2 protein-coding genes are annotated in these 16,830 nt (G+C 73.0%); both read left to right on the top strand.

Going from position 1 to position 16,830, the window contains the following annotated elements:
- Positions 1 to 213 precede the first annotated feature (213 nt).
- Complete coding sequence (locus tag ACFQSB_RS06030) at positions 214 to 14,715, top strand: hemopexin repeat-containing protein (protein WP_380824794.1); 14,502 nt, start codon at positions 214 to 216, stop codon at positions 14,713 to 14,715.
- Positions 14,716 to 14,742: 27 nt separating this feature from the next.
- A complete protein-coding gene (locus ACFQSB_RS06035; RefSeq protein WP_380824795.1) occupies positions 14,743 to 16,827 on the top strand; it encodes a hypothetical protein in 2,085 nt (694 codons plus the stop codon).
- Positions 16,828 to 16,830: the final 3 nt, after the last annotated feature.

Here is a 16,830-nt window from a genome sequence, read left to right on the forward strand (position 1 = left end):
GGAATCGGCATTCAATGTGATCAATTGATTAGTCCGGATATGTTTCGTTCCAAGGCTTCGAGTGCAAGTATGGCCGGGCGGAGCAGAGACGGACCGTCTTCGCCGATCGCCGTGCCATGTGATCTCGCGCGCCCTCGTGCGAGTTTCGACGGCTCGATCCGCCATGCCCCGGGGCACCTATCTCGCTTCATCGGATCCGAGCTGGAGGATCTCTTGCGCGAAGACGGCTCATTGCCGAGCTACGACCGGCTCTTCGGCGAACTGGACTTCGGGGAGCAGGAGGAGCCGGGGTCGGTCACCTCGCCCGCGGCCTACCTGGCCGACCTGCTCCAGCTCGTGGAGGACAACTTCGAGGAGCCGTCGCTGCTCGAACGGCGGCCGGGGCTGAAGCGGGTCGTCCTCGACCATGCGGGCACCTACACCGAGGTCCCGTACCTGGACATCGTCAACGAGGTGCTGGCGAGGTTCCTCACGGCGGACGCGTCCGCGGACCCGGACACGACCTCGGCTCCGGGTACGTCCGCAGGCCCGGACATGTCCGCGGATCCGGATACGACCGTGGGCCCGGACACGTCCGGAGGGCCGGGCATGTCCGCGGACGCGGACACGGCGGGTATGGGCGCGGGCGCGGACGCAGGTACGGGCGCGGGCGCGGGCGCGGACGCGGGTACGGACGTGGACGCGGGGCCCGCGACGCAGGCGGAGGTGGAGGCGGAGGCCTTCGCGCGGTTGCGTGAGCTGCGCTTTCCGTTCGACAAGCCGTTCTCGTTGCAGGACGAGCGGTTCCGGGCGTACCTGCGCCGGTTCGAGATCGCCCCCGACGAGTTCTACCGCGCGTTCGCGGCGCGGGTCAGCGCCGACGTGGTCGCCCGCGAGTACCTGGGCCTCACGCCCGAGGACGCCGCGATCGTGACGACCGTGCTCTCCGGCGAGGCCGCCGTCCAGGAGTGCTACGGCCTCGGCGACAAGCCGCTGACCGCGTTGCAGGACGTCGACCGGTTCCGCCGGGCCACCATGCTCACCGCCGCGGAGCTGCGGGACCTGCTGTTCCAGAACCTCCTCCCGCTCGCCCGCCCGCCGCACGCCGAGGCGTCGGCCTTCTTCGTCAACCAGGGGGGCACCCCCGTGAGCGTGGACGCGGAGGGACGGCGGCTGGTGTGGGGAGCCGAGGAGACCCCCGTGCCCTGGGAGTGGTTCGAGAGAACGCGCCGTTTCGTGCGCCTCGCGCGCAGGACCGGCCTGTCGATGGCCGACCTGGACGTGGTGCTCAGGACCTGCTGCGGCAACCGCATCGACCCGGCCGCCCTGCGCGTGCTCGCCGCGGTGGTGTACCTGCACCGGACCCACGACCTGCCGGTGGACGTGGTCTGCGCCCTCGCCGCCCCGATGGACACCACGGGCATCCGGGACGGCGCCGACCCCCGCGACCTGTTCACCCGCACCTACAACGACGTCATGACCGCGCCGGGCGGCCAGGAGGACGGCCTGGTCTGGCCATGGCCGGACGCGCCGCCATCAGGGCGGGCGCTGCGGTGCGCGGGTGACATTCTCGCGCCGCGCAACGCCGCCTACCGCCGCCGCCTGGCGAGCGGCCTGTCGGTCGGCGAGAGCGACCTGGTGGAGATCGTCGTCCGCTACCGCCGCCGGTACGCGGGCACGCCGCTGGAGCCCGGTCCGTTCGACCGCGAGGAGATCGGTCTGGCGGCGCTGTCGCTGCTGCACCGGGTCACCCGGCTGAGCGCGGCGCTCGGCCTTTCCACCGGCGAGTTCTTCGGCGTGCTCGCGGCCGTGGAGGCCGATCCCGCGCCGCGGCCGCAGGGCTACACGCCCTTCCGCGGGCTGCCGCTGGACGACGATCCGGGCACCCGCGACTGCCATCGCATCCTGGAGGCCGGGGACGCCGGCGCGAGCCTGTGGCTGGCCCGGACGCTCTCCGGCGTCGCCGAGTGGATGCGGGCCGACGGGTTCGGCGTCGAGGACCTGGGCGCGGTCATGGGCGGTCCGGTGGCCCTGTCCACCGGCGATCCGCTGTCCACCGGCCTGGACGGTCGTGCGGGCGTGGACGCGGCGTCGAGGGCGGACGGGGCGTTGGCGGCGGGCGGGGACGGTACGGGCCGGGCGGGCGAGGGCGCGGTCCCCGCCGACGACGGGACCGAGGCGGTCGCCGCGGACCTGGGCCGGGAGTTCCAGAGCGTGGCGTTCGGCCCCGGCTCCTTCGTCTCCGACCGGTTCGGGGAGCGGGCGTCCCAGGTCATCCAGGACGTGCTGACCGCCTACGACGGCGTGGTGTCGCCGGGCGACGACCGGGTGCTCCGATTGGACCGTGCCGAGGCGGAGCCGGCGGCCTACGACGCGCTGACCGACCTCGCCGTGCTCACCGAGGAGGACTTCCTGGACCTCGGCCTCGACGAGAGGCTGACCGGGAAGATCTACGCCGATCTCGTCACCGCCGGCTACCTGCGGGCCAACGGCGAACTGGTGCTGGACAGGCTTCCGGGTGAGGGGGAGGAGCTGCGCCTGACGCGCGACTTCACCCCGCACCGCCGCGCGCTCTACGACGTGATCGCCCGCCTGTGCGGCGCACCGGCGCCCGACACGGACGCGCCCATGGACATGGCCATGGATGCTGACGCCGGCATGGACCCGGCCACGGGAACGGGCACGGCAACGAACCCGGACGCGAAAGACGCGACGGATAGAGAGGACGCCGAGGACGCCGAGGACGCCGAGGACGCCGGTGCGGACACGGGTGCGGGTGCGGACGCGGGTGACCTGGTGGCCGGTGATTCCGGGGTCGAGGGCGCGGACGCCGCGGATGCCTGGCCGGATGACGACGAAGCGGCGGGCACGGCGGCGCTGTACCCGTCCGATCTGGTCTCGCTGGGCCTGGGGCCCGACGAGCAGGCCGAGCTGTACGACAACCTCGTCTTCAACGGTTACCTCGACGCCGAAGGCGAGATCCTCTGGCCCGCGCCCTTCACGAAGGAGGACCCGCAGGACTCCGACGTCGAGCTGCTCGTCGTCAACGCCGACCTCGGAGACGTCGCCCCCGCCGTGCTCGGACGGCTCCGCGAGCGGGTCGAGCGGTTCCACGGCGGACGGCTCGTCCTGGACCCCGCCGTCTTCGCGGCGCTCCCGCTGACCGAGATCCAGGTCGGCGCGCTGGTGGAGGCGCTGCGCTTCAACGAGTACCTCGACCGGGACGGCGCGTACCGCGACAAGGCGGCCCTGCTCGCCGCCGGCCCCGACGACCTGGCGCTGCCGCCCGAGTTCCACCCGCACCGCGGGGCCGTGCTGTCGGCGATGCGCGGCCAGGTCGAGGACTTCAGGGCGGAGCTGTGCACGTTCGTCGCCGAGGACTTTAAGGACATCGCCGACGAGGCGGTCGCCGGGCGGGTCCTGGCCGACCTCGACGGCGCCTTCACCGACGACGGCCTCATGCGGGTGGACGCGACGATGAGGGCGGTGGCGGACTCGTCGGGCTCGGCCTTACTGGGAGCGTGGTTCACCGACGCGGAGACGGCCATGGTGGCCGGCCGCGTCTCCGCGATCCTCGCCGAGCAGCGGCCGTACCGGCTCGACCTGGTGGCGCTCGCGGCGCTGGACTTCGACGAGCGCGAGCGCGCCCGGCTGGTGGACATGCTCGTCGGGGCGGGGGACCTGAACCGGGCGCTGGCCGTCCCCCTCGAACGGCTCGGGTACTTCGGCGACGCGGGCAACGTGCTGCACTACACGGTCGCGGGCCTGGAGGACTACGCCAAGGACCTGTTCTACCTGCTGCACGCGGTGGCGATCGAGGTGTCGGCCGGGATGGCCGAGATCGTCGCGACCCTCGGCGCGCTCGCCGACCGGCAGCGGACGCTGGTGTCCTCGCTGCTGCAGGACGCCCTCGGCGTGCCCGCGGACACCGTCGCCGCCATCTGCGCGGGCGTCACCGGCGGCGCGGCGCAGACCATGGAGATGCTGGTGGTGCCCGCGCTCGCCGCGGCGGACGCCGCCGCGGACGACGGCCTCCCGGGCGCGGCGGAGCCGGCCGGCGCGGTGGGCCCGCGCTTCCGGCGCGCCTACCGGCGGATCCGCGGGTTCGCCGTGCTCGCGGCCAAGCTCGGGCTGGACGCGGCGGAGGTGCTGGTGGCCTTCCGCGACCAGGACCTGGTGGGCGGGTACCCCGAGCCGCTGGCGCTGCCGCCCGGCGCCGGCCGCTTCGACGCCCTGCTGGAGACCGCCGACGGCGGCGTCCTGCTGTTCCTGGGCGACGCCTACTGGGCCTACTCGCCGGGGACCTACACCCTGGCCGACCCCCGGCCGCGGCCGCTCACCGAGCTGTCGGACCGGTTCGCCGGCCTGCGGAGCGTGGACGCCGCCTTCACCGTCGCCGGCGCCGAGTGGATCGTCGGTCGGCGGAGCGACGGCGCTTCGCGGACGTTCGTCAGGGAGCACGGCAGCGCCCGCTGGGTGGAGCGCGACCGGGTGTGGGGGAAGGTCGAGAACGCCTTCGACGACCCCGAGCGCGTGGACGCGGCGTTCGTGGACGACGAGGGCAGGGCCTACCTGTTCCGCGGCGACCAGTACGTGCGCTACTCCGGCGCCGACTACACCGTCGTGGACGAGGGGTACCCGCGGAGCATCGGCGAGTGGTGGGAGGGCGAGGACCGGCGGACCCCGCTGCCCGCGCCGTTCCGCCGGTCGATCGACGCCGGGTTCCGGCACCGGGACGGCGCGGTCCACCTGTTCAGTGGCGACCGTTTCGTCACCGTCGGCGACGCGGCCGACCGTCCCATCGCCGGCACCTGGGGCAGGGTGCGCAACACGCTCGCGGGCGCCGAGCGGGTGGACGCGGCGTACGCGGACGCCTCGGGCGCGGTGTACCTGTTCGCCGGCGACCAGGTGTTGGAGTACGCCGACAGCATCGAGAACGACGGCGTCCTAGCCGTCGAGGGGTACCCGCTGCGCATCGAGACACGTTTCCCCGGCGCGCCGGTCGCGTTCGAGGGCGGGCTGGAGGCCGCCTTCGCGACCGGGGACGGCGCCGTCCACCTGTTCAAGGACGGCAGGACCATCGCCCTCCCGCCCGCCCCTGGAGCAGGGGGCGGCGCCGGTGGGGAGCAGGACCGCTGGGGGGCCGCCGACCAGGTGGTGCCGGTGGCCGGGCGCTGGGGCGTGCTGTCCGACGTGCTGCCCAGCGGCGCCGTGGAGTCGGCATTCGTCGGGATGGACGGCCGGACCTACCTGTTCAGCGGCGAGCGGTACCTGCGGTACTCGACCTCCGACTACTCGGTCGTCGACCAGGGATACCCGCGCGGCATCGAGCCCGACTGGGGCGGGCTGCGCAGGGTGGACGCCTCGTTCGTCCTGGACCGCAAGACCTACCTGTTCGGCCTGCCCGGGCGGCTGTTCGACCTCCCGCTCGACCCTGAGGACGCCTCGGCCGCCGAGGCCGAACTGGCCGCCGGCCGCGTCCCGCGGGCGCTGCGCCGCCGCCTCGCCGAGCACGCTCTCCCTCTCGCGGACGACGCCCGGCCGGTCCCTGAGGGCGGAGGCGGTGCCTGGAGGGTGACCACCGAGCAGGGCATCGAGGTGGAGGTCCGCCGTGAGGGCGACCGGCTGGCCGTGCACGGCGGCCCCGGCGACGAGACCTCGTTCTACGTCCGCTACTCCACCCGCGACTATTCGACGCCCGACCCCGGCCACCCCCGTCCGCTGACCGACGACTGGTGGAACCTGCCGTCGAGCCTGTCCGGCGACCCGAGGTTCGCCAGGGTCGACGCCGTGTTCACCGGGCGGGATGAGCTGACCTACCTGTTCTCCGGCGACCGGTTCGTGGTGTTCGACAGCAGGCGCCGCTGGTGGTCGGAGGTGCGCACGCTGCGCGAGGACTGGGACAGCGTCCCGTTCGAGCGGGTGGACGCCGCGTTCGTCGGCAAGGACGGCAAGACCTACCTGTTCTCCGGCCGCCGGTACGTCAGGTACTCGACCGCGGACTACACCCGGGTCGACGACCGCTACCCGGCGTCGGTCACGCCGTTCTGGGGCAACGTCGTCAACGCCCTCGCGCGCACGGGCCGGGTCGACGCGACGCTGGTGGCGGACTCGACCGAGGTCGTGGACGGCGTGGAGGTCGTGCGCACCCACACCTACCTGTTCTCCGGCGACCAGTACGTCCGCTACGAGGGCGAGGACTACTCGGCGGTGCAGGACGGCTACCCGCGCCCGATCGCCGCCCTCGCGCAGGAGCCCCGGCTGCGGAACCTGCACGTGCCGCTGGCGGGAGGCATCGACGCCGCGTTCGCCGACCGGCGCAACGTGTACCTGTTCAAGGACGGCAGGTGCCACGTCGTCTCCGACGGCCTCTACCGGCGCCACACCCACCTCGACCTGGCCGGGGTCACCTGCGCCTTCATCGAGGACGGCCGGGTGGTCGCGCAGGGACCGGACGGCTGGCGCCACCTGGGCGCGCTGGAGGGGACCGTGGCCACGTCGGCGCCCACGCGGCCGAGGACGCTGCGCGCCGTCCCGCCCGAGTACCGCACGGGCCTTTCCGCCGTGCTGCGGGGCGCCGACGGCACCACCTACCTGTTCAAGGGATCGTCCTGCTACAACGTCCGGCTGGGACGCGACTACCCCCTCGCCGAGGAGTGGGGGTGGCCGCGCGACAACATCCACCAGCGCGGCATCGTGGACGCCGCGTTCGTCGGCCGGGACGGGAACACCTACCTGTTCAGCGGCGACCAGTTCGTCACCTACCCCGCCGCCCCGGGCACGTCCGGCACCTCTCGTACCTCGGACGCCTCGGAGGCGGGCCGGCCGCGTCCGGTGGCCGAGCACTGGGCGGGGCTGTCGAACGTGGCGCTGGCCTACGTGCGCGACGGCAGGACCTACCTGTTCGAGCGGCCCGGCCCCGACGGGCGGACGCGCTATGTCGTCTACTCCGGCGCGGACTACCGGAGCCCCGACCCCGGGTACCCGCGCCCCGCCGACGCCGGCTTCTGGGACATCCCGCAGGCCTACCGCGCCGAGGGGTTCACCTTCCCCGACGCCGTGCTGTTCGAGGGGAGCACCATGCTCCTGCTGCGCGGCGACGAGTGCCTGCAGTACGACCAGGTGGCGGGCGTGTGGTCCTACCCCCGTCCGATCGAGCGCGTCTGGCGGGGCTACGGCCGGGACCTTCGGCCGGGCGAGGCGCTGCGGACGGCCTTCACCGCCGGCGACGGCGCCACGTACTTCTTCTTCACCGGCCGCTTCACCGCCTACCGCGACGGCGCCTTCTCACCCATGGAGTCGACCAGGGAGCGGTGGAGCGGCTCCCGCGGCCTGTTCGGCGCCGCCGGCGCGCACGGTTCCCCGGCCGGGTCGCCGGTCTCCGATGCCCCTGCCGGGTCGGCCTCCGGCCCCTCGGGCGGGCCGGTCTCCGGCTCGCCGGACGGGGACGGCGCCGGCCAGGCGGAGGACGTGGCACGGGTGGACGCCGCGTTCGTGTACCGGGGCTCGGCGACGTTCCTGTTCTCCGGCGACCGGTACGTGCGCTACACCGGCGCCGAGTACCGCTACGCCGACCCCGGCTACCCCAAGCCGATCATCGGCGAGCTGCGCAAGGAGGAGGCGTTCGCCAACCTGCCCGAGTCGTTCGACGATGTGCTGATCGACCGCCTCGCCGCGGGCCACGACCGGCTGGTGGAGGCGGTGGTCGCGAACCGGCGCACCGTTTACCTGTTCGTCGGCGGCGAGTGCCACGCGGTGTCGGACGCCGCCGCCGTCACCTACGACCTGGGGTTCGCCGGCCGGGTGCGCAACGCGCTGGCCGAGCGCGGCCGGGTGGACGCGGCGCTGGTCGCCGGCGGGCGGGCCTTCCTGTTCTCCGACGACCAGTACGTGCGCTACTCCGGCACCGACCTGGCCTTCGCCGACGAGGGGTACCCGCGGACGATCGCCGCCGCGCTGCCGGCCGAGCTGGGGGTCGCGGCGCTGCCCGAGGAGTTCCACGACGGCATCGACGCGGCGTTCACCGGCGCCGACGGGCACCTCTACCTGTTCAAGGGCAAGAAGTACCTGCGCGCCGACGACCCGGCCACCGCCGAGCCGGTCGCGCGGCCGGTCGCCGGGACGTGGGGCCGGGTGCGCAACGCGTTCGCCGACGGGCCGCCCGGGGTGGACGCCGCGTTCACCACCCCGGACGGCGAGCTGTACGCCTTCCGCGGCGACCAGTACGCCCGCTATGCCCCCGGTGACCTGGAGCGGGTCGAGCAGGGACACCCCCGCGCCATCCGCAACGCCTGGGGCGACCTGCCGGCGTCCTTCGAGGCGGGCATCGACGGGGCGTTCGTCTTCGAGGGCCGCACCTATCTCGCCAAGGGCGACCAGTACGTGCGCTACTCCGGTACGGCCGCCGAGGCGAGCCGGCACGGCGCCGGCGGAGCCGGCCAGGCGACGACGAGCGGCGCGGGCGGAGCCGGCCGGGCGACGACGAGCGGCGCCGGTCCGGGGAGCCCGGGCGGGGCCGGACGGTACGGCGTCGTGGACCGCACCTATCCACAGGCGTTCGCGCGACGCTGGTCCGCCGCGGCGGACTACCGGCTGGACGACGTCGCCACGATCGCCCGCTTCGCCGCCCTGGCTCGCGAGCACCCGGGCGGCGACGGCGGGCTGGCCGCCCAGCTCGGCGCGGGGCCCGTCCCCGTCCAGGACCCCTACCGGGGGCTGGCCGCGCTGTTCGGCTGGGACGCCGAGGAGCTGAGGTGGGTCAAGCGGCACCGCGACCTGCTGCCGGGCGCGCCGCGTCCGGGCGACCGGCTGGAGATCGAGTTCGTCCTCCAGCTCGCCGAGCTGTTCCCGCTGGCCGGGCGGCTGGGCCTCGGCCCGTCCGCGGTGTACGCCGACGTCTGGTCGCGGGTCCACGGCGAGCACGAGTCGGCCGCCGAGCGCGAGTCGGCCGCCGAGCGCGAGTCGGCGGCCGGGCACGAGCCGGCGACGGAGCGGGAGTCGGCGGCCAGGCGCGCGGCGGAGCTGGAGCGCGCCGCGTCCGCCCTGTACGGGCTGCTCGCGCGGGCGCACGGGCCGCAGGAGTGGGCCGAGCTGTCGCGGCAGGTTCACGACGAGCTGAACCTGCTCAAGCGGGACGCCCTGGTCTCGGCCGTGCTCGCCGCCGGTTCCGGGGGGCGGACCTCGCGCGAGCTGTTCGAGCACCTGCTGATCGACGTGGACATGGGCGCGCGCGGCACGACTTCGCGGGTCAAGGAGGCCATCGCGGCCGTCCAGCTCTACCTGCACCGCTACCTGCTGGACCTGGAGCCGGTCACGGTGTACTCGGGCCTGGCCGCCGAGCAGGTCCGCGCGCGGGTCAAGGCCCTGTGGGGCTGGATGCGCAACTACCGCACGTGGGAGGCCAACCGCGAGGTCTTCCTGTACCCGGAGAACTACCTGCGGCCGGAGCTGCGCGACACCAAGACCCCGGCCTTCCAGGAGCTGGAGAAGGACCTGCTCCAAGGGGAGATCACCGCCGACGGGGTGCAGCGCGCCTACAAGCGCTACCTGGACGAGTACACCGAGGTGTCGCGGCTGGCGATCGCGGGCGGCTACGTCTACGTGCCCGATGGCGCCGGACGGGGCACGCGCGGCCTGGTGCTGTTCGGCCGTACCAGGACCGCCCCGTTGCGGTTCTACTACCGGCGCGCCGAGTTCCGCGAGGGCGTCCGGCTGTCCACGACCTGGGGGCCGTGGCTGAAGATCGACCTGCGCATCGACGCCGAGAAGGTCTATCCGATCCACGCCTTCGACCGGGTGTTCGTCTTCTGGGTGGGCGTGGAGGCGGTCGTCCCGCGCGACACCTCCAACACTGCGCTTACGGCCACGCGGACGGGCGACAAGCAGACGGTCACCGCGCCGCCCGCGCCGCAGCGCGTGAAGATCTTCTACTCCTTCTGCAACCTGAACCAGGAGTGGGTCCCTCCGCAGGTCGTCGGGTCGGCGGACATCCTGTGGAGCGGCGCGTTCCCCGACATCCCGCTGTCGGTGTGGTCGGCGCCGCTGCCCGGTCAGGATCCCGGTGACGAGCACGACGCCATCCTCGTCTCGTGCGCCCTGCCCGCCGCGCCCGGCGCGGTGTCCTTCGCGCTCACCCCCGAGCTGTACGCCGTCCCGGTCATCGGGCTGACGGCGCAGACGGGCAGGCCGGGCGAGGTCGCCGACATCCTGGCGCCCGAGGAGGCCGAGGCCGTCGGGGCGGGGGCGATCGTGCGGTTCAACCGGCCGGCCTCCTCGCCCGACCGGCACTGGCTGAGCGTCGACCACAAGGGCGGCAGCTTCCTCATCAGGCCGATCATCCCGGCCCCGGCCGAAGAGACGCGCCTGACCATGCTGCGCGGCAACAAGGACAAGCTGCCCGCGTGGGACCGCGTCGACGCCGCGTTCGAGCTGGCCGACGGCACCCGATACTTCTTCGGCAACAAGAGCGGCCGCTACGTCAAGATCGCCCGTGGCCGTACGCGGGCCAGATCGGATCTACCCATCGCCGGCGACTGGGGCAGGCCGCCGGAGAACCTCACCACGACCGGCGTCGTGGACGCCGTGCTGGTGCGCGCCCGGCACGTCTACCTGTTCTCCGGCGATGAGTACGTCCGCTGTACGGGGGATGCTCCCATCGGGCCGCCCGACCCGGGCTTCCCTCAGCACATGCGCGACAACAGCGACAACCTGCCCAAATGGTCCGCGGTGGACGCCGCGTTCACCGCGCCGGACGGCACCGAGTACTTCTTCTCCAAGGAGCGCGGCGGGTACGCCATGTCCGGCTCGCTGGAGACCGTCCGGCCGATGTGGGAACGCTGGACCCCGCCCCGCGACCTCGCCGACGGCGGCGACGACATGGCCTTCATCGTCGACCACCTGGACGCCGCCTTCGTCCGCGACGGCCGCACCTACATGATCTTCGGTGACCGCTACCTGCGGTACACGCTCGCCGGGGACGACGGCCGGCAGCGGCTCGACGAGGGCTACCCCAAGACGCTCGCCGGCAATCCCGACGGCCTGCCCACCTGGAGCCCCGTCGGCGCGGCCCTGGTCACCCCCGGCTTCTCCTGCTTCTTCGACAACACCGCGCAGACCTACGAGCTGCGCGTGGGGAACGGCGAGCCGGGCACGTACGAGACCCGCGACCTCGGCAGCCGCTGGCGCACCGTCGACGCCGCCTACGTCGAGGACGGCGCGCTGTACGTGACCAGCGGCACGGAGTACGCCCGCTACACCCTCGGCCCGGACGGCGCCCCCTCGGGCGTCACCGACCAGGGCTATCCGCGTTCGATGGCGCGGCCGGTGAACGCGGTGTTCCGCCAGTCCGGCCACCGGTACGTCTTCAGCGGCGACTCCTACGCCGTCTGGGAACCCGGGCGGGACCTCGACGCGGTCACCGCGTACACGCCGATCGCCGGAAACTGGGGCGAGCTGCCCGACGGCGTGGAGACCGGCCTGACCGGGGCGCTGGACACCACGGCGGAGCTGTTCCTGTTCATGGGCGACCGGTACGTGCGCTACGCCAAGGACGCCGAGGTGGCCGTCCCCTACGAGTACGCCACGCTGCCGCAGGAGATCGTGCGCCTGACCACCAGCACCGCGTTCGTGCTGAACCGGCGGCTGCTGGCCGGCGGGGTGGCGGCGCTGCTCGCCCCCGAGACCCAGGAGACCGACGAGCTGCCCGCCTTCGGGACCGGCGCGACCGGGCCCACGACCGTGCGGGTGCGCGCGGACAAGGTCACCCCCGAACGACTGCCCACCAGCTCCTACCTGGACTTCCAGAGCAGCAACAGCGTCTACTACTGGGAGATCTTCTTCCACGCGCCGCTGCTCATCGCGCAGGCGCTCAACGGCGCCCAGCGGTTCGAGGACGCGCGCCGCTGGTACGAGTACATCTTCGACCCGACCGACCCCTCCGCCTACTGGCGGTTCCTGCCGTTCCTCGCGATCGACCCGCGGGCGCTCGCGGACGGCTGCGCGGGCGACCTGGCCGAGCTGCGGCGGCTCGGCGCCGAGGTGTCCCGGACGGAGGCGGAGCTCGGCCCGGAACTGGACCGGCTGAGGTCGCTGGCGGCGGCGTTCCAGGAGCGGGCGCTGGAGGACGACGACGTCGACCACCTCAGGGACCTGGCCACCCGCGACTTCGACGACGCGCTGGACGAGGTCACCGGCGCCGAGACGCCCCGGGCGCGGGCGGTGCTGGCCGAGCTGCGCGAGCGCGTCGCGCTGGTCGGGGGCTTGCGGCGGCAGTACGACCTGGTGGGCGACAACGGGCGGCTGCTCGCGGCCTACCGGGAGGACCCGTTCGACCCGCACGCCATCGCCGCGCTGCGCCCGGTGGCCTACCGCCGCGCGGTCGTCATGGCCTACGTCGACAACCTGCTCGACTGGGGGGACATGCTGTTCCGCCAGTACACCGCCGAGAGCGTGGACGAGGCGCGGATGCTCTACATCCTCGCCCACGACCTGCTGGGGGATCGTCCCGGCCGGCTGCGCCCGGCCATCGGCACCGGGACGGCGCGCAGCTACGCCGACCTGGAGCGGGAGGAGCGCCTCCCGGAGCTGACCGGAGGCGGCGAGATGCTCACCGGGCCCGGAGCGGTGCACGCCGGAGTGGCCGACCCGTACTTCACCATCCCCGGCAACGCCGTGTTCGGCGAGTACTGGACGCGGGTCGAGGACCGGCTGCTGAAGATCAGGCAGTCGCTGGACATCATGGGCGTCAGCCGTCCCGTGCCGCTGTTCGACCCGCCGATCGACCCGGCCGCCCTGGTGAGCGCCGTCGCCGGCGGCGCCGCGCCGGACGCGGCCGCCGCCGCGCCGCCCGTCCCGGTGCCCGAGCACCGGTTCGCGGTACTGCTGCGCAGGGCCCAGGAGCTGGTGGACAAGCTGCGCTCCTTCGGCGACGCCCTGCTCGGCGTGCTGGAGCGGCGCGACTCCGAGGAGCTCACCCTGCTGCAGGCCCGGCAGGAGACCGTGATCCTCGGCCTGGCCCGCGCCGTCAAGGAGGCGCAGATGGAGGCCGCCGAGGAGAGCAAGCGCGAGGCGGAGGCCGGGCGGACCGCCGTCAACACGCGGCTGTCGCACTACCAGCAGCTCGTGGACGACGGCATGTCGCAGGTCCAGCGGGCGCAGATCGGTCTCATGACGCTGGCCGCCGCGACCCACCTGGCCGCCGGCGGGCTCAAGCTCGGATCCTCCATCGCGCACGGCGTCCCGCAGGTTCTGTTCGGCCCGTTCATCTTCGGCACCGAGTACGGCGGCAAGCAGATCGGCAAGGCGCTGGACAAGGCCGCGGAGGTCCCTGAGCAGTTCGGCGAGTCGTTCAGCCTCCTGGGCGAGCTGCTCGGCGTGGTCTCGGAGTACCAGCGCTCCGAGCAGGACTGGCGTTTCCAGATCGACCTGGCCCGCAACGACCTGGCGCAGGCGGAGCACCAGGTGGCGAGCGCGGAGCACGCGCTGACCGCCGCGCAGCGCGACCTGGACGTCCAGACGCAGGAGATCGCCAACCAGCAGGCGGTCACCGCGTTCCTCAAGGACAAGTTCTCCGGCGCCGACCTCTACCAGTGGATGGCCGGTCGCCTGTCGGGCCTGTACTTCCAGGCCTACGGGATGGCCTACGAGATGGCGCGCGCCGCCGAACGGGCCTACCGGTTCGAGCGGGGCGTCCCCGACGGGCCCGCTTACATCAAGCCGCTGTACTGGGACAGCCGCCGCGCCGGGCTGACGTCCGGCGAGAGCCTCGGCATGGACCTCGACGTGCTCGCCAACGCCTACCTCGCGGCCGACACCCGCGACCTGGAGATCGTCAAGCGGGTGTCGCTGCTGGCCCTGGACCCGCCGGCCATGCTGCGCCTGGCGAGCACCGGCCGTTGCGAGTTCGCGTTCACCGAGGCGCTGTTCGACCGCGACTTCCCCGGGCACTACCGCCGCCAGATCAGGACGGTCGGGCTGTCGTTCGAGGACGAGGGCGGCGGCCGTCCCGACCTGAATGCGACGCTGACCCAGCTCGGCCACAAGACCGTGCTGGACGCCGACGCCAAGGCCGTCAAGCACCTGCTCGACCCCAAGGGCGCGCCCCCGGCCACGGTGCGCGCCGACTGGCGGGCCGGCCGGCAGATCGCCGTCTCCCACGTCGAGGACGGCGCCGACGGCGACGGGCTCTTCGAGCTGCGCTACGACGACGACCGCTACCTGCCGTTCGAGGGCACCGGCGCGGTGTCCACCTGGCGCCTCGCGCTGTCGGGCGCCCGCCCGGCCGCGCTGCGGGACGTGGTGATCACCGTCCGGTACACCGCCAGGAACGGCGGCGAGGTCTTCGCCAACGCGGTCAAGGGCATGCTGCGGCCCTACCCGGCCGCGCGGTTCCTCGACCTCGCCCGGGACTTCCCCGACCAGTGGCAGGAGTTCACCGCCGGCGACGCCCCGTCGCTGGTGCTGCCGGTCACCACCGACCTGCTCCCGGGGCTGGCCGACCCGCGCGTCACCGGCGTGCAGGCCGTGCTGGACATGACCGGCGCGGCCGGCGACGCGCCCGTGCGCCTGACGCTCGGCGCCGGCCGCGCGTTCCCGCTGCCCGGCGGCGCGTACGTGCCGACGCCCGGCCTGCGGGTCGCCGCCGCCGGCGGCCCCGGCTGGACGCTCACCCTGGAAGGCGACAAGGCGGCGCTACGGAACATCGGACTGGTGCTCACCTACAAGGCCGGAACGCACTAGCCGTCCCGGCGGACAGGAGATCGGGCGATGGGCAAGAAGAAGGACAAGTCGCGGAAAAAGGCCCGCAAGGGCGGCAGGAGCACCGACTCCGGCTCCGACTCCGCTAAGGAGAAGGCGCCGCCGCGCAAGGACCCGTCGGACGACGAGGCCCGGGAGACCGGTTCCGCCATGGAGGAGTCGCAAGCCGAGGAAGGCGGCAGCGACGACGACAACTACGAGATCGGCTCGGACTACGATGACTTCGTCCGGCGCTCCCCCCGGCCCGCTTCGCCGTCCACGCGCCGCTCCAGCAGCGACGACGACGACCGGCCGGTCGCCCAGACCGGCGGCACGCTGGTGCGGACCAAGCAGCAACAGGTGGTGCGCGCGCCCGCGCCCGCCCCGGCGCTGCCCGCCTCCCGCGTGCCGGACCTGGTCGCCTACCTGACGAGCCTCCCGCGCGACCTGGCCGCCCACCTCCTCTCGTTCGTGAACTTCACGGACCTGCTGAACGTGCGCGCGCTGAACCAGCAGGCGAAGAAGCTCGTGGACGGCCTGTCGCCCGGGCTGACGCCCAAGGTGCTGGGGCCCTTGGACCTGCGGCAGTTCTGGATCCGCCTTGTCCGCAGGGTCGTGCCCGGAACCTCGCCGCTGTACGTGATATCGGTGGCCCGCGAGATGCCCGCCCCGGCCGACCCGAAGTTGTGGCGCGACATCGGCGAGTTCCTCCGGGTGCCCTACACCGATATGCCGGAGATCATCGCGGAGCTGGCCTGGCAGCGCGGCGAGGCCGACGACGAGGCCATCCTCGCGGAGCTCGACAAGCTCGCCGAGGACACCGGTATCGACGCCGATGAGGTGCGTGCGCGCTACGAGAACATCGTCGTGTCGGCGAACCCTCTGACCCTGCTCAAAGGAGCCGGCACCGACCCGGGCACGGCGGAGACGGGAAGGGTCCCCGGCCCCGAGGAGCGCAGGCTCAGGGCGGCGGTGCACGAGCGGTTGCGGCTCAGGCACGCGGCTCAGGCGCAGAAGGCCGCGGCGGCCGGCGGCGGCAGGGAGTACCGTGCCGAGCTGCTCAAGGGGAAGAAGAATAAGAGGGAGAAATCGACCTCCGAGCAACGGTCGCTGGACCGGCTCGCCTGGGTCCTGCAGCACCTGCAGGACAGCAGGGAGTGCGTCGCCGTGGCCAGCGCCGGAAACGAGCTGCGGGTGTGGGCCAACACCCCTGACGACCAGATGGCCCGCGACCTGAACGATCTCCTCGAGGTGGCGCGCGCGCAGACCGCCGGCGCCGAGGAGGATCTGAACGACCAGCTCCAGGGCATGTGGAACCTGCTGCGCCAGTCCGGCCTGGACGTGCGGGACGGCGAGCCCACCCTTCAGCAGTGGAAGGCGGCCGAGCGGCGCCTGCGCAAGACCATCACCTTCCTCGCCGAACTCGAGGCGACCTGGGGAAAGATCCAGACAAGCGCGCAGACCCTCCAGTTCCTGGACGGGAAGGTGCACGCCGAGGTCCAGTTCGCCGACGACCTGCTGAGGCTGCGAGCCGAACTTCAGGCGAAGATGGAGACCCTCCCGGAGGACCAGCGGGCGGCCTACCAGGAGCGGTTGCGCCTGATCGACCAGGTTCGTGTCGCGGTCGGCATCTCCAAACTGTGCTGCCTGAAGTGCTATCTGGCCATCAAGGCGGTGATCTCGGTCGAGAAGCTCCCCATCACCATCTCCGGCACCCACTACCGCACCTACGACTGGCCCATGCCCCCGTCGCTGGCCTCCTCCGAACCCCTGCTCCGGGCCTACCTCAAGCTGCCGGCCAAGCTAACGAAGGCCGGTGACAAGGAACTCGACGCCGCGCTCAAGGACCCCGCCAAGAGGGCCGTGATCGTCAAGGCGATCAACACCTACGTCGTGGACGGCTACCTGACCCCCAACGGCTATATCTCCAGCGAAGACGAGAGCGGGCTGGAGCTCACCCTGTACGACCAGCCATTCGAGCCTCCGGCCGACGACGAGTCCGAGGAGCCGACCGAGACCGCGCAGGACCAGCCGGTGGCGCCGGCGGACGAGCAGCGGGAGGAGTCCTCCGGCGGGGAGGAGGTCGTCCAGCCCCCGAAGAAGCGCAAACTCTGAAGA

The organism is Sphaerisporangium rhizosphaerae (assembly GCF_042665155.1).
Classification (GTDB): Bacteria; Actinomycetota; Actinomycetes; order Streptosporangiales; family Streptosporangiaceae; genus Sphaerisporangium; species Sphaerisporangium rhizosphaerae.